Origin of the sequence: Streptomyces coerulescens (assembly GCF_042657965.1) — a bacterium.
GTDB lineage: Bacteria > Actinomycetota > Actinomycetes > Streptomycetales > Streptomycetaceae > Streptomyces > Streptomyces coerulescens.
Genome location: NZ_JBHSKM010000028.1, coordinates 19,795 through 42,417, shown reverse-complemented (window position 1 = coordinate 42,417; position 22,623 = coordinate 19,795). Strand labels below are relative to the sequence as shown.

Sequence of the window (22,623 nt, the reverse complement as noted above, 5' to 3'; positions counted from 1 at the left end):
GGAAGACGAGAAGAGTAGGCACTATCCGTGCGTCGCCAGTAGGTGCGGCCACCCGTGGACTGTGCGATACCGGGAGCCTGGCGGCAGGACGGGGCGCCAGCGGGAAAAATCTTTCGACAAGTATGGCCCGGCCGACAAGTTCGCGGCCAAGGTCGAACGTGAGAAGGACCTCGGAACCTATATTGCACCAACTGGGTTCTTGACCCCTTTGGTGGCGGTGTATCGGGAGTTCATCAGGTCTGGGGACCGGGTTGCCGGGACCCGATATCAGTATGAGACCAGCCTGCGGCTGCACGTTGAACCGTACTTCACGAGCACGCCAATCGGGGCTGTGAAGCCCAGGGACTTGAAGGACTGGCTCCGGTGGATGGTCGAGGAGCGCGGCTACGAGGAGTCAACTGCGGTCAACCGCTATGAGACGCTCAGCGGAGTCTTCAGCTACGCCGTCGCTAACGACTACATCACCAAGAACCCGTGCCATCACGTGAAGACTGGCCGCCAGCGTGTCAAGCGCAGGGCGAAGAAGACCATCCGGCTCCCAACTCTTGCCGAGATCTCGGCGATAGCGGGTCACCTGCCGGGGCCGTATCAGCTGTTGGTCTGGCTCATGGCGGGCTGCGGCCTGCGGGTCGGCGAGGCCACGGCTGTGACCTTGCAGCAGTTCGATTTTGAGGCCGGCCTTCTCTACGTCGATCGTCAGATCACGCAGGACGGAGCGAACGAGGAGCCGAAGACCAAGCGGCAGAAGGCCATCACGAAGGGCCGCGGGCGAGCGCACACCATCCGCCATCTGAAGTGGCGCGATCACGATGAGGGGCGGGCTGTGCCGCTTCCGCGAACGATCGAGGCGAAGGTGAAGGAGCACCTGCGGTTGTACGGCACCTTCCGTGTGGAGAAGGGACAGAACCGTATGGAGGGCAACTACCTCTTCGCCAACGTCGGGCGGACCAACATCCTCATGTACTCGCTGGTGGACCGGCTGTGGCGCAACGCCAGGAAAGCCGCAGGAATCACACGGAAGATCACGACGCACTGGCTGCGCCACTTCTTTGCTTCGGCGGGGCTCGCCAGAGGGGTGCCGGTGACGGACATGGCTGAATGGCTGGGGCATCGGGACCCGAAGATCACTCTTCAGACCTATGCTCATGTCATGCCCGATGCCCCGAACCGCCTGCGATCTGTCATGGATGCGGTTTTCAACCTGGAGACGGAACTCAGTCTGCCGCTCGAGTTCGAAGCGGTTGTCGAGGCGGCATAACCCGGTCCAATCTCTGAGGCTCTGACCGGCTACCGGTTGGTGGCTTGAGAACCCGCGGTGAACACGCGCGAATGGGCGGCCTCGAATAGCAACGGGTGAAGGTGCCTGCAGACGCGAATGCGTCTGCAGGCACCTTCTGCTCGCTACCGTGCGCACGGGACTCAAACCAAGTCCATCCTGAGGTTCGGCCGGCCGGACCCCAAGCCGTCGCCTCTCCTTCTGCCCACTGCAAGTGGCGACAGCCTTCCTTGGCGCGGCCACTGCGGCCGCGTACGTCATCTCGTGCCGCACACATCCAGTCGGAGAGGTGCTAAACGTGTCACACTCGTGGGCGTGACACAGCTCAACCCCCGTGGAACCAATCCACTAGCAGGACCCGAGGCTAATCCGGCCTGCAAGGTGCTGGCTCCGGAAGCCTGGAGCACCTACGCAGTGGACCCAAACCTGCGTAACCCTCCATCCCCGGGTTCCCCGGGCCGGGTCCCTCCTGGAAGCGACCTCGATCTGAACATCGGCTGGGATCGCTTCGAGAAGCTCATGCTTGCGGTTTCGCGCCGCATGCTTGGCTTGCGCGGCATCAAGTTTCGACGCTATGGCGTGCAGGGGCAGGAACAGTTCGGCATCGACCTCGCTGGCCGAGAGCCGGACGGCCGGTACTCCGTCGTCCAATGCAAGGACTACAAGACCTTCACTGCTGGACAGCTGAGGAAGGCCGTCGAGAAATTCACCGGCGGATCGCGCCCCTTCGGGGCGTATCGCCTGATCGTGGCGACGTCCGCCTCCACTGAGGCGACCCAGTTTGCAGATGAGCTCGCAGCGCTCCAGCGCGAACATCCCGATCTCGATCTGGAACTGTGGGGTTCCGAGCAGATCAACGAGTGCCTCCGCAATTGCGGCGACATCGTCGCGCAGTTCTGGACGCGCGAGACAGCGGTCGATTTTTGCACCGGGGCGCCCCTCCCAGGGGTGCCGGCGCCCCCACCCGATCGACAGGCACAGGCGGAGCGGGTTCTCGTCGGCCCTTTGAACACCGACGACGTGATGCCGATCCTGCGTGAAGCCGACAGCAAGCTGGCCGACGAGCCGACGGTATCGGCCAGTCTTTACGGCGACTTGGCGGGCCGGTTGCACGATGCCGGCTACGGGGGCCATGCCAACGTGCTGCGAAGGAAGCAACTCGACGCACTCAAAGAGGCCGGGCACTTCGACGATGCGGCCGACTTGGCAGCCGAACTCGCGGTTGCGGCGCTGCATCGCCGGGACAGGGACGAGCCGAGGGCTCTGGCCCGCCTACTCGGTGAGTTGGCAAGCTCAGCACTGGCCGCCAGCACGGAACGGGCGGCGGGCACCAAGGAGCATGCAACGGTCATTGGCATCGCCGTACGCGACATCTCTCATCCTGTGACGATGCCTCAGCTTCTGACGACTCTGAAATCCGAAACCGCTGGGGAGCCCGGTTACCGCCCGACCCTGGTTCTGCTGCTCGCAGAAGTCCGGCTCGCCACAGAGCCGCACCGGCTCGACGAGCTCGACGACCTCGTCGGTGCAGCTCTGACACAACTCAATGAGCGGCCTGTTGCGGCGGAGACAGCCGATATCGCCATTCGGCTGCGTCTGCTTCGAGCGGAGTACGACAGCACTGAGCGGCAAGAGCTTCTTCGGGCAGCAAGGCGCCATGAGCTGAAAGGTAGACACGCGGCGCTGGTCAGCGCGCGCGAAGCTCGACGTTGCGCACTCGAAGGCCGAGCCGAGGAAGCGCTGGAGAGTTGGCGGGATGCCGTCCAAGACGGCATCCATGCCGGACTGGCTGAGGAGGCGGCTGACTGGCTCTACGCCATCCGCGCAGTGAATGTCCAGTACGGGCCCTGGACCAGCGAGATCGACGATGAACATCGCCTTGCGCAGGCACTCCGTGCGACCGGCACGAGCCGCTTGCTGGATCGGGTGCGGGACCCGCGTGCGCAGTCCATGGCGGCTCGAGTGCGGAACAAGCCCGTAGAGGCAGTCCTGTCGGCGCGTCGATGGTTGACCGACAGTATCGTAACGGGGAGTTGGGCCGACGAAACCGAAGCTCTAACCTTCCTGGCGGATCTGTATCGCGACAATAGCGAACCCGCCTTGGCGGCGACGTACTACCAACGCGCTGGGAATCCCAAGAAGCTGAAGCAACTCGCCGAGACGGTGGGTGATCTCCTTCTGCCCCTCGTGCCGTTCGAAAACGAACCGTGGTGGGTGCTGCGGGCCCGTGCGCATCTCGCCGTGGCCCAGGCCGATCTGGTGGAGGACGCGTCAGTGGAGGGACTGCTCGACGAGTTCCTGGATCTGGCTGTGCGAGGCAGGGCTGGCGAACTCACTGACTCACCCACTCATGCCTTGACGCTTCAGGCGACGAAGAGCGCGTGCGCACTTGTTTCACGTAGCACTTCCGCACAGGCGGTAGCGCTGCTGGACCTGCTCTCTGCCGACGTGCCTCGCGGACCCAACCAGTACCGTCACACGGATGACGAGCACGCGATCGCTTGCGTCGACATCGCCCTTGCGCATCCAGGGCTTGCGATGCAAGCCCTGACCCGGTTGTTCGACCTTGCTGATGGACGTGCTGACAAAGCGTTGAAACTCCTCGCGGGTGAGGACGTACTACGTCTGCTGGGTGCTCGCGCACCTGGCGCGGAACAGCCCGGAGCGGGCGGCGAGCAGGGGTCCCTGAGTGACCACGACCGGGACGTACTGCGCGGTCGTGCCGATCGACTGGCCGAGGCCGGCCTCTACTTGGCGGACGTGATACAGGCGCAGCTGAGCCCTGGTCAACCAGCAGTGCAGCAACGCGCACAGGCAGCCAGGGAACGCCTCCTCCAGCGACCCGAGCCTGATCCCGCCCACACCGAATTCGGTGACGCGATCGTGATTGATGCGTTCATGGCAAGCTGCCTTCCTGCCGAGGAACAGCAAGGCTGCCTCGACAAGCTCCTCGCGGTAGCGGCAGATCGGCGAGAGACGGCATCCAATCGACAGGACGCGCTCATCGGTGCCCGCAATCTGGTTATCGACCAAGCCCCACCCGTCAAGCACACCACGTTCCTCGCCAGTCAGCCCTTTGTGCTCGGCGAGCAGGACGGAAGTCGACTCGATGAGCTGACTGGTGAGGCCCATCCCCTCAGCTCTTTTCGCATCAACCTGGGGTCCGCGTCGCTACGGGACCAGGGACTTGGCCTGGCCGCAGCCTCGGCCACGACGCGCGAGGAACAGGAGTGGGTCCGAGACCAGGCAATCGGCCTGCTGCGAAGCGACGAGCAGGCAGTTGTCCATGGAGCCGCTGTGACGCTCAACCGGCTTCCGCGCGACGTGACCAGCGATGTCGACGCCAATCTCCTGGCGACTCATGCCTCAGTGGGCGTCAGACAACTCAGCGCCGTGCTGTGCATGGAGCACCCGCAACGCTTCCGCGACACAGCGATGCGTCTCGCTGAGGACCGAGACGCCCGGGTACGGCGCACCCTGGCCGAAGCCGCAGCTCGTGCAGCCCTCGATGCGCCGGAGGCAGTCAGTGATCTCTTGGACCGCCTTCGGCAGGACCCGCGCCACACTGTCCGCGCGGCAGTGCGGTGACATGTGGGCACGGGGAACATCGGCACCGCCGACCGCCTCGGGAGGTTGATTACCAGCCGGGAGGCAGGCCGAGCCTTCCCGCCTCCGTGCCAATCTGACGTGGCGTCGCGGCCGAATGTCGCTTTCCGCGTCGCGTAGCACTTCCTCCAAGAGAGCAGCCTTTCCATGGGCACGATCCGCACGGTCCGATGTGCTCGGCTACTTTGATCAGACGTTAGCGTCGCGCCCCGGTGCTGCATGGGGCCGAGTCAGTCTTGTGGCGCCTCCTCGTTCGAGGAGGCGCCACAAGACCAACTGGCGTGGATGCCAAAGGATTGGGGGACTGCTTCGGAATGAGGCGAATGTGGCGGGCCCTGACATTGGGCCGGGGGGAGTAAACGAGTCGCTCAGCGCAGCTGCCAGGCTGGCGCCGTTGTGGACGCGGAGTTACTTTACTTCTGGTCAACTCGTCATCGTGTGGACATGCGCGATGACGAGGGACTCCGGCTGGACTGCGACGATCGACATCGGGACGAATTCCATGGGTGTTTCGTTTGGCCCGACCGATGGTGCCGGGGCACGCTTCACGGATGGACGGCGCCCGAAGCGAACCAGTCGCGAGCTGTTGCCTCCGCTCCGTCTGGGAGGTCGTTGATGAAGACTACGGCCAGGCCGCGGCGGGCTCGTGAGCAGCAGACGTAGAAGAGGTTGCGTGAGCGCTCGGTGCGCTCAGGTTTGTCGGTGCCGGCAAGCATCTTGCCGATGTTGTACATGGTCCAGACGGAGTCGTCGATCACTACGACGACATTCTCGAACTCGTCTCCCTTGACGCCATGTTGGGTTGAGAAGGGCGTGAGTTCATCGATGAACCGGGTGACGCTGATGACTTCCCGGTAGGAGACACCACGGATGTTGTTGGAGAAGTCTGCTTGCCGCTTGTGCCGCTCGTCGAGGTCGGCTGCGGTTCTGCGGCGCTCGCGGTCTTTCACAGTTCCGGGAACGGCCAGTAGGGGACTGCCGGCCATGAGGTCCAGGACATCGCCGATGGTCCCGGTCGCGCGCACCGTGTCGAGCTCGCGGATTGCTTTGCTGATGATCCTCTTGTCGGTGTGCCGGGTGATGCGTCTCTTTCCCTGCCCCATCAGGTCTGTCAGTTCCACGAAGTCCCGCTCCTGGTAGGCCGCGCACAGGGCTTCGATCTGCGTCAGGTACTGGATGTAGGGCTCGTTGCGCGCCATGAGGTCGTCGGGGCCGTGGCTGCCGAGCTGCCGGTACTGCTCCAGCAGGTTGGCGTATTCGAGGGTGCCCGCGATGCCGCGATGGGTCAGCAGGAGGTACTTCGAGTTCTCAAGTGTCCAGTCCCTGCTCGCGAGGGTGGCTCTAGCGGCATCGAGCCGTCGCGGGCCGGGCGGCACGTCGGTGTTGAGGAAGAGGTGTACCTCGCCCTTCTGCTGGTTCCCGGAGGCCTGCTGGCGGAGCTCGAGCCGCATTTTGTTGAGAACGTCGACTACAGGGCGCGAACACCGGTAGTTCTCGGTTTTGGTGATGGGTGTGAGCTTGTCGTGCCTGACTGCGCCGACGCCGGATCGGTAGATCTTCTGCATCGAGTCACCGAAGAGGCCGATCACACAGGGTTCCTTGCCCGCTCCTGCCAGGTGGTTCAGCAGTAGGTCGATCGTCTTGGGTGAGGTGTCCTGGTACTCGTCGACGAAGATGACGGGATATTTGCTGGTGATGATGCGTATGAGTTTGGGGTGGGTGGCGACGAGTCGCAGAGACAGAGCGATGACATCGTCGTGGGATATGCGGCCCTCGCTCAGCTTGCGCCCGCGGTCGGAGTACTCGATCACGGGGGGAGCGGCCATCTCAGTGAGGTCTTCAGGCTTGGACAGGTTGGCGTTGTAGTCGAGGATCTGCTGCCAGAGCTCGCGCGGATAGGCCTGGATGACGCTCCAGAGGAACTCGTGGATGGTGCCGACGGCGACGAGCGGGTCTGCCGAGATGCGTTCAAGGATCTTCTTCTTGGCGACGTTCGTGTATGTGATGCAGGCGATCTGCCGACCGTTCGCCTCAAGATCCGTACGCCGGTGGCTGAGGAGATACTGAAGGGCGCGGACGAGATCGGTCGTCTTGCCGGCGCCTGCTCCCGCTTCCACGAGGAAGCTGCGCCGGGCGTCCAGCTCTTCGACTACGGCTTCGAAGGTGTTCAGGCGAGCCATTGGAGTCCTTCGGCGATGTAGCGGGGGACGAGCCAGTCCTCCAGAAGCATGACGTCGAACGCGAAGTCGGTCTTGTGCTTGGAGAGCCGTTTGGCGATGGCGAACGCGTTGGCTTCGATGTCTTCAGGGGTGGGGTCGGCCCCGACTTCCTGAACGAAGGCTCTCTTCAGCTCCAGATGCCTGAGGGCTCGGGCGAGGACTGCTGCGTTGGCGATGATGAAGGCGTCCTCGAAGCTGCGTGCACAGACGCCTGCCTGCCTTTCAGGGACCTGGTAGGCCACGCGCACGTGCCCGTGCTCCTTCTCGTCCGTGCCGACGTCGAGGAGCTTCACGATGCTGGATTGACCCGGAAGCCAGTTCTTCAGTGTGGAGTTCGAGGTGACCGCCTGCGCGGTGCTCGGCGGGCAGGCCTTCTGATCTGTGGGGCTGACGGAGTCGATGTCGGTGATGACCAAGGTCTTCACGTTGAGGAAATCGAGCAGTTCACGGAACCGGACCGCGTAGGCGTCACCGACCTCGATGACCGACACGTACTGGTGCAGGAGGCCCTCGGCGCACCGACGGACCATCTCGGGCAGCAGCAGTCGTTCCGCCGTGCCCTCGATAAGGATCACCTTGTCGGCGAAGAACATGTCGCAACGGTGCAGGACCATGTACTGGCGCAGGAACCGCAGCGTCTCGTCACCTTGAGGAGTGGCCTTGACCTTCGCCTGGAAGGTGGAGAGGTCCTTGACCTTGCCGTCCGGCTCGGAGCGATCGAAGTACCGCACCGTGTGAAACCCGCCGCTCGCGACGATGTGCGAAGAGTGCGTGGTGATGACCACCTGCACCTTCCATGGGGCCTTGCGCTTGATGAAGTCCTGAATGTTCTTGATGAAGACCTCCTGCATCTGGGGATGCAGGTGGGCCTCCGGCTCCTCGATGAACAACACCTGGAGCGCCGGCTTCGGAGTAGCACGCTCGTACGCCTGGTGAAAACTGATGACCTGCAGGATCGTGAAGATCAGCTTGCTGTAGCCGAGCCCATTGTGGCCTTCAGGAAGGTGGAAGTCGCCGTCTCCAGAGGGATACTGGAGCCGCGTGCTGCCCCTGAGAATGCCCGAGCCCTCCATGAGAGACACGATGCGGGGCTTTTCGACAGGTGTGATCGTCCCAACCCCGAAACTACGCAGGTCCTCGAAGACCGGGTCGAACAGCGATTTGTAGCTGGTGTCGAGCTCCAGCGACGCTGCGGCCAGGGCATCCTCGATCTGCTCGATGCTCTGATGACGCCCCTCAGGCCCGCTCTTGACCTTGTAATAGGTCTCGAACGTCTTGGACAGCGTGCGGGCCTTGTCTCCTGGGGTGTCGTCGACCTTGGTCTGCGCGTAGACGAACTTGACCGAGACGATCGCCTGCGCGGCACTGCGCTTGATCTCCTTCGTCACCTTCTCATCGACCGGGCTCACTGCTCGAAAGACGGAGGCGAAGTAGTCCGTGAAGTTCTTGCGCAGCCACTTGATGGGCTCGAATTTCGGCCTCTGACTCGCGGTCCAGAAGTCCTTGAGCAGGTCGTGCGGCCTCGCTGCCTCCAGCGCCGCTTCGATCTTGACAGTGAAACAGGAGTCGTCGAGGTCCAGGATCACGTCCGTGAGCGGAGCGAGGTCATCGTCCTCGGCGTACTCGATCGTGAGTCCCAGCCGGATGGACGGCACGAGCTCGTACGCCTTGGCCAGCAGGCCCTCCCGCGTCTCCTGATCGCCTTCGGCCGCATGCCTCTGTGCTTCACCGAAGATCTGAAGTGCCTGCTCGATGTCGGGGATCCGGCAGGTGGAGAAGTCCTCCAGCACGAAGCGCGTGTCGTCGTCACCGAAGAACTTCTCGAAGAGGTTGACGAACGATGTCTTGCCGCTGTTGTTGCGTCCCACGATGAGCGTGGTTTTGTGATCGATCCGCACGTCCGCCTTGTCCAGGGCGCGGAAATTGATCACGTTGGCATGGGTCAGCTGCATCGCACTCCCGACATCGTTCCAACCCCTGCTCACGGGCGGACGCACGCCTGCGGCCACCGTGAGTCAAAGCAGTATCTGATACTGAAGGAACGGAGTTGTTTCCTTGGCTCAAAGTGGTCGATGGTGCATCAGGTTGTCTCTGTTTCGATCTGTTTCCGACGTCTCGGTGGGACAACTGGTGCGCGGGTTGCAGTCCGTGGGGTATCTGTGTAAGACACAGCGGTCCGCCTGACCGGTAAGGCTGTCGACAGGGGTCTCCTCACGGGGGTGCTGCTCCTGACATCGCTTCTGCGCACCAGGGCATCACGTTCCGCGTGCCTCGTGTTCTCCTCGCCGCGACTCGCATGTGGGGGATCCCAATCCTGTGACGGTGGTGAGTTCGCAGACCGTTGCCCGCTCGCGGGGAAGACCTCGGGTGACCACGTGACGGGGCCGACGACCAGGCGCCCTGTCCCGAGGACTCTTCCCGCCGTTCGATCCCGGCGGCGCGTCCTGACCCGTGCCTTGTCGGTGGCCTGGCGGACGAGCTGTCCCCCAGCACACTGGAGAGGAACACATCCATACCCAGCATCACGGACCACATCAACGCGTCTCCGCAGCTGTTCGGCGACCTGACTCAGGCACACAGGGCGCGGCATATGACGGACTTGGGCCCCCATCCCGGCCACGCCCTCGGTCGTGGGTTTGCCCCACCATGCCCGCCATGGTTGTGGTCGTCACTGCCTAGCCCGCCAGCCACGCCGTCGGCAGCGAAAAGGAGCACAGACCCACGACCCAGCCGCGGCCCGACTGAGTGGGTGAGTCCGGGCAGCGCGCCGACCCGGCACATGAACGTGTGTCCAAGGTCCTCGCGCCTGCCAATGCTGTGGCCCTCGCGGTCCGGCACAGTCGCTGGCATCCGGTCTGCGGGAGCCGGGCCATTGGCGCCGGTCCCGCAGACGGCTAAAGGAGCACGACCAGGTAATGCCCCACGGGAGGGCGGACCACCGTTGTGGCCTCCCGTTGTCGCCGAGCAGGGCCTTGGCGCGTCTGCGGGGACGGCCGGGGCGGGTGGGATGTCGTTGACGTTCGCCGCGGTCGTGATGACCTTGAGCGAAGTGCCGCGTCCGTCTCAGATCAAGTGATGCTTGCTGGCCTGTCTTCCGCCGGTCGATCGGCGACGGACCGGTGTCGGAGCCCCCCTTTTGGCGCGGATGTGAGAGCCGCCCACGCAGGCCCTCGACCAGGTGCTACAGCCTGCTGCGTTCACATCCGCCAGCAGGATCCGGTGCAGTTGGTCGAAGACCTCTGCCTGCTGCCAACGCTCCAGGCGTCGTCGGCGGGTCTACCCAGAGCCGAACTCCAGTTCCAGCGGCAGGAGTTGCCAGGATACGTCGTTGTAGAGGACGCACGGGATGCCCTGCAAGGCAGAGTCGTTCGATGTCGTCGCGGTATGTGAAGAGGGTGGCAATCCCGCTGGCCGCCCGTGGATCCGGCGGGGAGGCGCCTCTGTGGCAGGTGTTGTGGGGTTGGGGCCGTTACGGGCGGCTTTCAGCGGGCAGGCAGTTGCCGGAGGTGAAGAGCTGGGGCCACGCGCTGTTTCCTTGGTAGGCGGCGATGGCCCAATGGGTGTAGATCCACTCTTTGTTGGCGTTGTACTCGGCCAACAGCCTGGGGCAGGCGGTTTTGGTGACGACGTCCTGGAAGTGAGCTTGCTGGGCACGGCCGGTCAGGACTCCTGAGCCGTCCCATGCCCATACGTACATCATCCTTTGGACGGGGTCGAAGCCGAGGGTGATGGCATCCTCGCGGTCGAAGGGTTCCAATCCGTGTCCCTCGGCGACTCGTGTGTTCCAAGCGGTAGTGATCGCCTTGACCGTACCGGCGGCGATGCGGATCTCGTCCTTGTCGGTGCTGGGTATTTCCGAGGTGGCGATGCCTTCGTCCGTTCCCTGGCGACGTCCGGCTTCCTCGGTGTAGCAGCCTTTGGTGGCTTTGCCGAAGCCGAGGATGGTGGCCTCGTCTTGGCCTTTGTGGTCCTTCCAGTAGACGGAGAAGCGGCCGTAAGGCCACCTGGTCGGTGCGTCCTTGAGTCGGTGAGCCAGGCTGACGCAGGCGGCCATCTCACCGGCCCGGCGGAAGACCTCCTTGTAATCGTCGGTCACGGTGGAGATGGGGCCGCCAGTCACTATTACGGTCTGCGCCTGCCGGTTGAACGTCACTGTGGGCGTCATGAAGGACATGCCCTTCGTGGCGAGCATGGCCGTCATTTGGTCGCGGATGGCGGCCGCTGTTTCCTTCTCCGCTGTACCGGCAGCGTCCCGACTGGCACTCCACTCGCCCGGGACGGGCTGGGCCTCGTCGTCGGAGCGGCTGAAGGCGGGACCGGCCACGCCGGCCAGCGGGTCGGTTGGCACGGGAATGGTGCGCGGGTCGGGTGCCGCCTGGCGGGTCACATCTGTGCCAGGCCCGCTGGCGCGCGTCGGGTCGGCTGCGTCGCCGGTGTCACTACCTCCCGTGGCCGCCGCCGAGGCGGTGTTCTCGGAACCGCCGGTCGCAGGACTCCCGCCGTGGCGGAAGGCCAGAGCGCCGCCCACACTCGCGCCGACGACGGCTGCCACGACTAGGACGGCTATCAGGGCTCGGCGTCGGGAGGATCTCTCGGGAACGGCATCAGGCCGGGGCCAGGAGAGGTCCTCGGGAGCGGTCACTGACCACTGTGCCGTGACCAACTCCTCGATCAGCGTGAGGGCGTTGCCTGCTTCGGCGGCTGTGCTGCCGTTGAGTATCTGGGTGTTCTCGGCGGCCAGCAGCTGTGCGCAGGCCTCGGCTGCCGTGGGTGCGTCCGGCCGCTCGGCGGGTTCCTTGGCCAGGGCCCGTTCGACGATCTCCTTGAGTTCCTCGGGTATGCCGTCCAGGTCCGGCTGGCCCGAGGTGATGCGGTAGGCCACTGCTTCGGGGGCACCGCCGCCGAAGGGGAGGCGGCCGGTTGCCGCGTAGGCGACGAGGGCGCCCCAGGCGAACAGGTCACCCTCCGCCGCGGTCACGCCGCTGTGGTAGTGCTCGGGGCTGATCCAGCCTGGGGTGCCGGTCACTATGCCGGTGCGGGTGACGCTGGTGCCGTCGGCTGCGTGCGCGATTCCGAAGTCCAGGACACGGGGGCCGGCCGGGGTCAGCAGCACGTTCTGCGGTTTGACGTCCCGGTGCACGACGCCGGCGGCATGGATCGCTGCGAGGGCCTGTGCGGTACCGGTGGCGAAGGCGTACAGGGTGCCGCCGGCCAGCGGGCCGTGGGCTGCCAGGTGCTGAGCCAGGGTAGGGCCCGGAGCGTAGGCGGTCGCCAGCCAGGGAGCGTCGGCTTCGGCGTCCGCGGCCAGGAGCGGCAGCAGGAACGGGTCCCGAACTCGCGCCGAGAGCCGCACCTCACGGCGGAATCGGGCCCGGAAGTCCGGGTCGCTGGCCTGCAGGGGATGGATCACCTTCACCGCCACCCGGTACCCGCTCTCGGTGAGCGCGGCATACACGGTCCCCATGCCGCCCGCACCGAGTCGGCCGACCACACGGTAGGGGCCGACACGGGAAGGATCACCATGGCGGGCGGGCTGGATCCGCCCGCCGGAACCAGCAACGCTCACGGGTTGTCCGATCGATCAGTGTGATGACGTGTGTGAGGCTGGATCCTATCTGCCCTGTATCACTGCCCGTAGGGCCTGTTCGTCGTGCTCGCGGATAGATGGTGCGGTAATCGGACCAGTTGCGAGCTGCCGCAGCGACAGGCTCATCACTGACCACGAGACCCTGCATCTGCAGCGACGGCTGGCCAGACCGACTGCGGCCAGCTCACCGAGGCCGCTGCCCGACTCGACGAGCACCGGCCCCCTCAACGGACAGCGCCTAGCGGGGCCTATTTCCCTGCCAGGCAGACACGTTCGCCGACATGCGGCCCAATCGCAGCCAGACCGCCCACCCCGCCTACCGGGAAGGCAACCCTAGTGACCTGAGTCAGAGGTTCGTCGTTGATTTGGTGTGAATCGTCGTGGACCGAAGATCCCGCCGTTGTCAGTAACGGAGGCCCAGCGGGCTGTGCTGGAGGGGTGGGTGCGTCGCCGGTCGACTGCTCAAGCCCTGGCCTTGCGGTCCCGGATCGTGTTGGAGTGCGCCCAGGGCCACTCGATCATGGAGGTGTCACGGCGGCTGAAGGTCGCTCCGGACACGGTCCGCACCTGGCGAAGACGCTTCCTTGACCGCGGTCTGGACGGCCTATCCGACGAGCCCAGGCCAGGTGTCCCCAGGAAGATCACTGACGCCGATGTGGAACGGGTCATCGTCAGGACGCTGGAGGAGAAGCCGGCGAATGCCACGCACTGGTCGACCCGGTCGATGGCGGCGGCGACCGGCATGTCCCAGTCCGCGATCTCGCGGATCTGGCGTGCGTTCGCCCTGGCTCCCCACCGTTCCGAGACGTTTAAGCTGTCCACGGACCCACTGTTCATCGACAAGGTCCGCGATGTGGTCGGTCTCTACCTCGACCCGCCGGAGAAGGCTCTGGTGCTGTGCGTGGACGAGAAATCGCAGATCCAGGCCCTGGACCGTTCGCAACCAGTGCTGCCGATAATGCCCGGCGTCCCCGAACGCCGCAGCCACGACTACGTCCGGGCCGGCACCACCACCCTGTTCGCGGCCCTGGAAGTGGCCACGGGCAAGGTGATCGGTTCACTGCACCGCCGACACCGGGCCGCCGAGTTCAAGAAGTTCCTGACCAAACTCGACAAGGAAGTACCCGCAGACCTCGACGTCCATCTGATCCTGGACAACTACGCCACCCACAAGACACCCGCCATCAAGAAGTGGCTGTTGGCACATCCCCGCTTCCACCTGCACTTCACACCCACCGGATCATCGTGGCTGAACCTGGTGGAGCGATGGTTCGGCGAACTGACCAGCAAGAAACTCCGCCGCGGCGTCCACCGCTCCGTCCAAGCCCTCGAGCGTGACATCCGAGCCTGGCTCACCGACTGGAACGAACACACCAGACCCTTCGTCTGGACGAAAACCGCCGACGAGATCCTCGACAAAGTCGCCACCTACTGCCAGAGAATCTCCGACTCACGTCACTAGGGGCACTCGGTGAGATGAGTGTGTCCCGGTCTCTCGGCACGAGCCCCACAGGCCCAAGGCCAGCGGATGCCGCAGGCTGGGGGGCTGTGGTTCCCTTGGAGCTACGTCTCGTTCATCGGCAGCACGCGCAGAGCCATTACCGTACCGTCGTTGCCGAAGGAAACGGGACCCCAGAGCGTGGCCGTGGTGCTGGTCGGGTAGGTGTCGCGTAACTCGTACACCCGGTTCCGGTACTCCTCGACCTGTCCCTTGATCAGAAGCTCGTACAGTTCCTCGGATATCCCGGAGAACGCCTCGACACGGATCCGGTTGAGTCGGAAGACCTGATCGGTTCCGACGTACACCGTCGGCCCTATCTTGTGCCGCGCGTCCCGGACGCTGGACGAACCGGCGAATGTCTGCTGCTTGTAGTGCTTGTGGCCCTGCTTGTCGGTCAGGTGCTGGGCGATCTCGGTGCCCGCGCCGGCGAAGGCCAGCTGGCCGGCGGCTCCGGTGCGCGCGAGCAACTGGCCATACCAGCCGAGCTCCTTGCGAGGGACGAGCAACCCGTCCTGGATCCGTTCCTTGCCGCCGTCGGCTGGTACCTTCACCGCACCGGCATACGCGAGGTTCCGTTCCGACAGCACTGCGTCCGCGCTCCCTCGCCCTGTGGCAGGCCTCGCAGGCAGCAGTCCTTCGCCCGGCGCCTGCAGAGCGTTGACGGTGATTCCGTCCAGCGCGAGGAGTTCTGTGGACATCAAGAGGCACGGCGTGGTGTTCCACTCGGCAAGGTGGAAGTGCTCGGCGCGCTCGCTGCCCCTTGCCAGCTGCTTGAATGCTGAGCGGTCGGCCTTGGCGGTGCGCTTGGTGGCCTTCTGGTGGTTGCCGTTGACCGTCACCACGAAGACACGAGACCGCCCGCCCGGGCGCCATGCTTCGATGAAGAAGTCGGGTCGCGGCCTGGCGCCCAAGGACGGTCGAGGGCCGGAGCGTGCGAAGCCCGCCAGGAGTATGGCTTCCGCGTCCATCGTGGAGACCATGTGGTCCGGGAAGCGGTTCCGCACAGTGCGTTCGGCGACCGCGAGTCCGAAAGCCCGCCCCAGTTCCCGTGCCTGCATGGCCCTGTAGGAGAGTTCCGGGCTCTGGCCGTCGTCGGTGAGTGCCAGGTGGCCGCTGGGGCCGGCGGCCATGGCCTGGCAATACTTCAGTCCTTGCCAGTGTTCGGCCAGCCCTCTACCGCGTCCGTGACGGGCGAGGGTGGTGGCTCGCGCGAAACCGCTCAGCAGGTTCCAGGGGGTGGAGACGAGATCCTGCCGGTCGGCGCCTCGTAACGGTCCGAGTTCGGGCTTACGGGAACTCGGCTCCTTCTCGTCCTGCTTTCGTGCGCGCTGTCGATCGATGGCGGCGGCCGCCTTGTCCATGTCCGTAACCAGAGCGGCGGTCGAATTGATACGGACGGAGATCTTTGTGCTGAGCCGGTGGAGGACCTCTTCCACAGATGCTGACATGGCTCGGCACCGTACGAGCGCAGGTATGGGCGCACGCAAGTGCGCATAGGCGCTTGCGTTGCCTCAGCAGGCAGCACACGATCATCGGTCCGCCTGGTACGTCAGGAGGGCGAAGGCACCGTGTCGGTATATCCCTGTCAGCTCAAGCCGTTGGTGACACTGAGCAACCATGCGCGGATGCCGACCGGGCCAGTGGAGCGTGCCGCGACGCAGGCCCGCCAGCACTGAGTCAGCACGCCAGCAACCCTGTGCTGGTTCCGTGCTGACTTCCAGCCCCGAGATCATGCAAAACCGCAGGTCCTAGCCCCGACCGAATGAGTTGTCGTACCACTCGATGGTGGTGCCGATGAGGCTGGCGGCGACGATGCGCTTGAGGTTGCCGGGTGGTGGGGGAGCGGTGGTTGCGGAGGCCATGTACGCCACTTCCTCGTGTGCGGTGGGGACGGGTAGCTGTCGGCACACCGTAGAAACACGCAGGTGAGGAGCACATGTGGTGGGGCTACATAGTTCAGGGCCGAGGTGTGCGTGTTGCGCCTATGTCAGTGCTAGGGGCGGCCGTCTTGGTGACTCAGCCGTCGGCGTGGGTGGGCGTGGAGTCTTGCAGTCGCCGGCAGGGACAGGCGCCGCGGTCGTGGGTGTGGCGGCGAGCGGGTCCCTGGCACCCACCAGGCGTCGACCCGCTCAGCGTCCCGGCAAGCGCGCATGAATGCGGCCAGCGGATGGGGTCGTGGCAGTTTTGTGCCGACCCCGGCCGTCCGGCGCCTTGTACCGTCAACGGCATGGACGCACAGTTATCGGACCGGGTCGGGGAAGCGGTGTTGGAGTGGGCCGTCGAATGGGGGGAGCAGAGTCCGCGCAATGTTCGGATGGTTGTCACGACACACGAGGCGGCAACCCAATGGCTCCACGGTCCTCAGACTTCGTCCAGGCCGGATCGGGCCTACTTCGCCACAGTGCAAGGAGCGTTCGGACAGCGCAGTAGGTCGGGCGAGTGGGCGGCCTTGTTCGTTGATCCGGCCACCTTCCGGGTTGTGACCTTCACGGTCCGCCCATGGGAAGCGGTCCCGACCCGTCCACTCGAACAACTCGGGACCGTCCATTCAGCGTGACCTCTAAGGACACCCACCCCTTGCACCGATCCGAAGGATCATTGCCAGCTTGAGGTCTTGATCCGTGATCTTCCGTGCCGCGCCAGGCGGGATGCACTTCTTCTCACCGGACTTGTCGAGATTGGCGTACAGCCGTCCAGTGCCGTCGCGTCCGGCAGCCGGCTGCTCCCGGATTCGATCTCCGGGAACGAAGCCGCCGGGACCGTGCCCCGCCGTGAGTGCAGCACTGCCCGGCCCGCGTCGACGGAGACCAGGGGTGTGTGCTGAGCTCCTGGCCGGCGGTGCGGCCGAGGGATCTGCACTTATACGGGAATCAGGCCGCGACGAGCTCCTGCTCGCGGTCCGGCGTCTTGACCTTGGGCTTCTTGTTCGGCAGTGAGAGCCGGACGACCTTGCGCCATGCGGAGAACACCTGCTTGGGCAGCGGCCCGGTGACGTACTCCAGCTCGTACTTCTCGAACAGCGCGCGCACCTTCACCGCGACCTCGGCGTACCGGTTGCTCGGCAGGTCCGGGAACAGGTGGTGCTCGATCTGGTGCGACAGGTTGCCGGTCATGAAGTGCATGGCCTTGCTGCCGCTGATGTTCGCCGAGCCCATCATCTGGCGCAGGTACCACTGGCCGCGCGTCTCGCCCTTGATCGACCGGCGTTCGAAGACCTGCACGCCCTCGGGGAAGTGCCCGCACATGATCACCGAGTGGGACCAGATGTTGCGGACCAGGTTCGCGGTGAACGTGGCGGCGAGCGTGGTGAGGAACGACGGGCCCGACAGCAGCGGATGGATCACGTAGTCCTTGAGAACCTGCTTGCGGATCTTGCGGCCCACGGCCTTGGCCCGCGCGCGGAACTCCGGGTTCTTACGGCGGCGCTTGCTCAGGTTCCTGCCGAGTTCCAGGTCGTACGCTGCGATGCCGTACTCGAAGAAGCAGGCGTTGATGAAGTTCCACAGCGGCTGGCCGAGGTGGACCGGGTGCCACCGCTGGTCCTCGTCGACGCGCATGATGCCGTAACCGAGGTCGTTGTCCTTGCCGATCACGTTGGTGTACTTGTGGTGCAGCTCGTTGTGCGAGTGCTTCCACTGGTCGGACGGCGAGACGTGATCCCATTCCCAGGTGGTGGAGTGGATCTTCGGGTCCCGCATCCAGTCCCACTGGCCGTGCAGGACGTTGTGACCGATCTCCATGTTGTCCATGATCTTGGCCACGGACAGCCCGGCGGTGCCGATCAGCCACGCGGGCGGGAAGAACGAGAACAGCAGCACGCCCCTGCTGACCAGCTCGAGCTTGCGCTGCGCCGAGATGACCTTACGGATGTAGGCGGCGTCCTTCTCGCCACGGCTGGCGATCACCTCGTCGCGGATCGCGTCCAGCTCGCGGCCGAGCTCCTCGATCTGCTCCGCGGTCAGGTGGGCGGTGGGGTCGATGGCGGTCAAGGTGCTCCTACCGTTCGATGTCACAGGGGCCCGCGGCGGCGGACACGCAGGTCTGGATGAGGACGCCCGGTTCGGCTTCGGTGATCTCGCCGGTGCGCAGGTCGCGGACGGCGCCCGCCTTGAGCGGCGTGGTGCAGCCGAAGCAGATGCCCATGCGGCACCCGGAGGGCATGAGCACGCCGGCCTCCTCGCCGACGTCCAGCAACGGCGTGGCGCCGTCCGCGTCGACGGTCTTGCCGGTGGTGCTGAACGTGACCTCGCCGCCGTCGCCGGCGACGACGACTCTGGGGCGGAAGCGTTCGGTGTGCAGACGCTCCGGGACGCCGTGCTCGCTCCAGTGCTTCTCGGCGGCGTCGAGCAGGCCCGTGGGCCCGCAGGCCCAGGTCTCGCGTTCGGCCCAGTCGGGCACGAGTTCGTCGAGACGGGCGATATCGAGCATGCCGTCCGTGTCGGTGTGCACCTCGGTGAGGCGGAGCTTCTTGTCCGCGACCAGGTCGTGCAGCTCGTTGCGGAAGATCACGTCGTGCGGCTGTGGCGCGCAGTGGACCATGACGACGTCGTCGAACTCGGTGTCGCGGAGCATGCCCATGACGGGCGTGATGCCGCTGCCGGCCGTGAGATAGAGCACCTTGGCGGGCTTGGCCTGCGGCAGCACGAAGTCACCGGTCGCCTGGTCGAGCTGGATCAGCGTGCCCGGTTTCGCCCTGCGGACCAGGTGGTTGCTGACCTTGCCGTCCGGGATCGCCTTCACGGTGATCGTGACGCGGCCGTCCTGGCGGTCGGTCGGCGAGGTGACCGAGTAGGCACGCCACAGGCGCACCCCGTCGACGTCGACTCCGATCCGGACGTACTGACCGGCTGTGTGCCCGCGCCAGCCCCGTCCCGGCCTGATCACGATGGTCGCGGCGTCACGCGTCTCGGGATGCACGGCCTCGATGCGCCCCCGCAGGTCAGCGCCCGCGCGCAGCGGGCTGACCAGGTCGAGGTAGTCAGACGGCAGCAGCGGCGTCGTGACCATCTCCAGTAGTTTCCACGCCCTGCTGCGGAGGGCTGTACTCATCATGGCTTCAGCTTGCTGTACCTCAGGGCGTAAAGTCCTGACCGCAGGACGTAAATCTGGTCGATCAAATTGTTCGCAGGGAATAAAAAGTGAGCCATGTGATCCGGAGGGCCAGCGAACTGGCGCTGGATGAGACGACGGTCACCGTGCTTCGGGCCGCTCTGAAGGCCACCGCCGACGAGGTCGTCCAGGCGATCATCGACGAGGTCCCTCCCTACGCCAACGCCCTCTCGGGCCACATGGGCGCCACCATCCGCCGGGCCGTCCGCACTGCCCTGGGGCACTACCTGGACCTCGCGAGCGGGAACGCCACCGGTGGCGACGGCGGTGACGCGGCCTACGAGCTGGGCCGCGGCGAGGTCCGCGACGGCCGTTCGATGGACGCCCTGCTCAGCGCCTACCGCGTCGGTGCCCGCGTGGCCTGGCGCTGCCTGGCCGCGGGGGCCGTACCCGCAGGTCTGCCCGCCGCCGAGGTCGCCAAGTTCGCCGAGCTGACCTTCGCCTACATCGACGAGCTCTCCGCCGCGAGCGCCGCGGGCCACGCCGACGAACTGGCCGCCCGGGGCAGGGATCATGAGCGCCACCTGGAGCACCTGGCCCGCGACCTCCTCGCCGGCGCGAGCCCGGACGTGCTGCTGGTCTCTGCGCAACGGGCCGGGTGGCAGCCTCCGGTTTCGCTGACCGCGGTCCTGCTGCCCGCCGCCCAGGCCCGGCCTGCCTACCGTGCGCTCGACCCGAGCACCCTCGTCCTCGACGATCTGCCGGACGCCACGGGTGTGCTGCTCGTCCCCGATGCCGACCGATCACACCTCCTGCGGCAGCTGACCGGCCGTACGGCCGTGGTCGGCCCGGCCCGGCCATGGACTCGTGCGTCCGCCTCGTACGCACGAGCCGTACGCGCGCGCTCCCTCTCCTCCGATATTCGCGACACCGAGGAGCACCTGCCCGAGCTGGTGCTGAGCGCCGACGTGGACGCGTTCGCAGACCTGCGTGCCCGAGCCCTCGCGCCGTTGCGGACCTTGCCTGTCGCGACCGCACGGCGGCTGGAGGAGACGTTGCGGGCATGGCTGTTGCACCAGGGCAGGCGGGACGAGGTGGCGGCGGCGTTGTTCGTGCATCCCCAGACCGTCCGGTACCGGATGTCGCAGCTGCGGGAGCTGTTCCCGGATCTCGCATCGCCGGACCGGGTCCTCGAACTGACGCTGGCGGTGGGTCTTCGGGGCAGCTGACGCGCACTTCGACCGTCCACGACCGCGTCCGCGAGCGGTCCCGAGGTGAGCCCGGGGCGCAGCGGTATGCGCGAGAGCCCGTACCGGCAGTCCCGCTGACTGCCCATCAGCCGACATCAGTGATGTTGTCCCAGGTCAAGCGTCGCTTGTACCGGCAGGTGGTCGCTCGGCAACCGGCCATTCACTGCATACGTGTTGATCGCCGCCCAGTGGGTGGTCACCCCGGGGGTGGTGAGGATCCAGTCGATGCGCGGGCCTCCGGGCTCCGGCGGTCGGAAGCCGTTGAACGTCGCGTACAGCGGGCTGCGGGCAACCGCCGCTTCCCAGGTGTCCACGAGGCCGAGGGCCAACATCGCGTCGTAGACCGGGTTGTCGTGGGCTGCGACGTTGAAGTCGCCGGTCACCACGACCGGCAACGAGCTGTCGAAGGTGGCGATCGTCTCGCCGATCAGCTCCACCGAGCGCTCGCGCGCGTACTGGCTCCGATGGTCCAGGTGGGTGTTGAGGACGTAGAACTCCTGCCCCTCGCGAGCGAGATCGCTGAAGCGGACCCACGTCACCACACGCGGCAGGTCCGCGCCCCAGGTGTTGGAGGCGATCACGGACGGCGTGTCGGAGAGCCAGTAGTGGTCGAACCGGATCGGCTTCAGACGTTCAGTGTCGTAGAAGACGGCCGCGAACTCGCCCTTTCTGCCGCCCATGCGGCCGATGCCGATCCAGTCGTAGTGCGGGCCGATCTCCTTCCCGATCCTCCGCAGCTGCCGGTAGCGACCCTCCTGAGTGCCGATGACGTGGGGGCGCTCCCTGCGCAGCAGTTCCCGCATCACCGGGCGCCGCACGGCCCAGCGGTTGCTGCCGGTGGCGTGGGCGACCTTCAGGTTGTACGTCATGACGCTCAGAGCCCCCGGTCGGGGGCGCGTCACTCCCATGTCCTGCGGCACGTGATCTCCTCCCTTTGGGAACCAGGATGCGGGCGCGTGCTGAGCCACGGAAGAAGATGACCTGGCTCTACGGACGGTCACGTGTGGGCGCACCGTAGAAACGTGCAAGTCAGGCGCACATGGGGCGGGACAACATCCGTGTGCGGGCGGGATCAGCGAGACTTGGTGCGCATCTCCCGGGGGCTCACCCCGAAGCGCCGGCGGAAGGCCGTGCTCATCGCGCTCGCCGAGGTGAAGCCCGAGGCGTACGTCAGGTCCGTGATCGTCATGTGTGCGCAGTCGGCGCGCAGGAGACGTTCGCGGACCAGGCGCAGGCGCTCCTCGCGGATCAGATCCCGAGGCGTGGTGCCCACGTGCTGGAGCGCGAGCTGGATCTGGCGGAGGGACCAGCCGAGGGCACGGGCCATGGAGGCACCGGACAGGTCGGGGTCGGCCGCGTGCTCGCGCACATGGCGGCGGACCACCGCCTCCACCTCGGTCAGCTGCCCGGGGACGTCGGGGCGGTCGTCGCCGCAGGCGAGCATGCACAGCAGCTCGACGACGCGGTCGCAGACGGCGTCGAATTGCGAAGTGGTGAGATGGCCGCGCTCGTCGTTCAGGCCGCGCACCATGGAGTGCACCACACGGCCGAGCCCCTTGGTCAGATCGAGCCCCGTGGCCAGCGGTGCCTTCCGGTTCAGCGGACCGTCGATCTCCTGGGCCGGGATCGACATGATGACCCCGCGCAGGGACGCGCCGTGCAGGATCTCGAAGGGTGCACCGAGAGTGATCAGGCTGCCCGTGCCCGGCGTCAGCCGCACCTCCTGGTCGTCCTGTCGCATGAGCAGTTCGCCGGCGAGAGGGAAGAGGAGCCGGTAGTCGGGGTCGGGCATCTGACGGATCAGGCCCGGTGTGCGGGCGTACTCGATCTGGTCGCTGTACCAGGTGACGACCTGGTAGCTGTCGCTGCCCTGCCGGATCATCTCGCCGCGGAAGCCCTCGGCGCGGGCGTACCTGTAGTCCATCCTGGTCTGGTACGCCCCGACGCGCGCACTCCACAGATCGGTCTGCTCGCGGGCTCCGACCTCGGCGGTCCTCGTCGTCTCCACGACGTAACTTCCCGTGGGCAACGCATCCCCTTTGCTGCGACGTCCCCCGACGGCCTCGGGAGCACCCCCGAACGGCCCTGGGTCGAGGACTGTTGTCCGGCGCAGCCTAGGGACCAGCAATCGGTTT

Annotated in this window: 12 protein-coding genes; 4 read left to right on the top strand and 8 right to left on the bottom strand. The window is 65.8% G+C overall.

The window, feature by feature from the left end:
* Positions 1 to 61: 61 nt before the first annotated feature.
* Positions 62 to 1,258, top strand: a complete 1,197-nt coding sequence (locus ACFPQ9_RS33815) for a tyrosine-type recombinase/integrase (RefSeq protein ID WP_380862025.1) — start codon at positions 62 to 64, stop codon at positions 1,256 to 1,258.
* A 333-nt stretch (positions 1,259 to 1,591) separates the two neighbouring features.
* Positions 1,592 to 4,864 carry a hypothetical protein gene (locus ACFPQ9_RS33810; protein ID WP_380862023.1) on the top strand — a complete coding sequence of 1,091 codons (3,273 nt, stop codon included), beginning with the start codon at positions 1,592 to 1,594 and terminating at the stop codon, positions 4,862 to 4,864.
* A gap of 563 nt (positions 4,865 to 5,427) precedes the next feature.
* Here ACFPQ9_RS33810 and ACFPQ9_RS33805 read toward each other — a convergent pair.
* The 3 genes from ACFPQ9_RS33805 to ACFPQ9_RS33795 all read right to left on the bottom strand — a co-directional run bounded on the left by ACFPQ9_RS33805 (position 5,428) and on the right by ACFPQ9_RS33795 (position 12,565).
* Positions 5,428 to 7,062 carry a UvrD-helicase domain-containing protein gene (locus ACFPQ9_RS33805; RefSeq protein ID WP_380862021.1) on the bottom strand — a complete coding sequence of 545 codons (1,635 nt, stop codon included), beginning with the start codon at positions 7,060 to 7,062 and terminating at the stop codon, positions 5,428 to 5,430.
* Positions 7,050 to 9,053: an ATP-dependent nuclease gene (locus ACFPQ9_RS33800; RefSeq protein ID WP_380862019.1), complete on the bottom strand. Its 2,004-nt coding sequence runs from the start codon at positions 9,051 to 9,053 to the stop codon at positions 7,050 to 7,052. Before ACFPQ9_RS33800 ends, ACFPQ9_RS33805 begins: the two co-directional genes overlap by 13 nt.
* Before the next feature lie 1,517 nt (positions 9,054 to 10,570).
* Positions 10,571 to 12,565 (bottom strand): serine/threonine protein kinase, encoded by a 1,995-nt coding sequence (locus ACFPQ9_RS33795; protein ID WP_380862017.1) that lies wholly within the window; start codon positions 12,563 to 12,565, stop codon positions 10,571 to 10,573.
* A 493-nt stretch (positions 12,566 to 13,058) separates the two neighbouring features.
* On the opposite strand from ACFPQ9_RS33795, the gene ACFPQ9_RS33790 reads away from it, so the two are divergent.
* Complete coding sequence (locus tag ACFPQ9_RS33790; protein ID WP_380862015.1) at positions 13,059 to 14,150, top strand: IS630 family transposase; 1,092 nt, start codon at positions 13,059 to 13,061, stop codon at positions 14,148 to 14,150.
* A 101-nt stretch (positions 14,151 to 14,251) separates the two neighbouring features.
* Here the strand turns inward: ACFPQ9_RS33790 and ACFPQ9_RS33785 are convergent, their stop codons facing one another.
* From ACFPQ9_RS33785 to ACFPQ9_RS33775, 3 genes are all read right to left on the bottom strand, one after another.
* The gene (locus tag ACFPQ9_RS33785; protein WP_380862013.1) at positions 14,252 to 15,550 is read right to left on the bottom strand and encodes a hypothetical protein; all 1,299 of its coding nucleotides are present in this window, start codon (positions 15,548 to 15,550) and stop codon (positions 14,252 to 14,254) included.
* Positions 15,551 to 17,059: 1,509 nt separating this feature from the next.
* The gene (locus ACFPQ9_RS33780) at positions 17,060 to 18,178 is read right to left on the bottom strand and encodes a fatty acid desaturase family protein (protein ID WP_380862011.1); all 1,119 of its coding nucleotides are present in this window, start codon (positions 18,176 to 18,178) and stop codon (positions 17,060 to 17,062) included.
* Positions 18,179 to 18,185: 7 nt separating this feature from the next.
* Positions 18,186 to 19,241, bottom strand: coding sequence for a ferredoxin reductase (locus ACFPQ9_RS33775; protein ID WP_380862009.1), 1,056 nt, complete (start codon positions 19,239 to 19,241; stop codon positions 18,186 to 18,188).
* Positions 19,242 to 19,327: 86 nt separating this feature from the next.
* On the opposite strand from ACFPQ9_RS33775, the gene ACFPQ9_RS33770 reads away from it, so the two are divergent.
* Positions 19,328 to 20,467, top strand: a complete 1,140-nt coding sequence (locus tag ACFPQ9_RS33770; RefSeq protein ID WP_380862007.1) for a PucR family transcriptional regulator — start codon at positions 19,328 to 19,330, stop codon at positions 20,465 to 20,467.
* Between the two features lie 116 nt (positions 20,468 to 20,583).
* Here ACFPQ9_RS33770 and ACFPQ9_RS33765 read toward each other — a convergent pair whose 3' ends face one another.
* Positions 20,584 to 21,396, bottom strand: a complete 813-nt coding sequence (locus tag ACFPQ9_RS33765) for an endonuclease/exonuclease/phosphatase family protein (protein WP_380862238.1) — start codon at positions 21,394 to 21,396, stop codon at positions 20,584 to 20,586.
* A 164-nt stretch (positions 21,397 to 21,560) separates the two neighbouring features.
* On the bottom strand, positions 21,561 to 22,517 hold the full coding sequence (locus tag ACFPQ9_RS33760) for an AraC-like ligand-binding domain-containing protein (protein WP_380862005.1): 957 nt from the start codon (positions 22,515 to 22,517) through the stop codon (positions 21,561 to 21,563).
* Between the last annotated feature and the right edge of the window lie 106 nt (positions 22,518 to 22,623).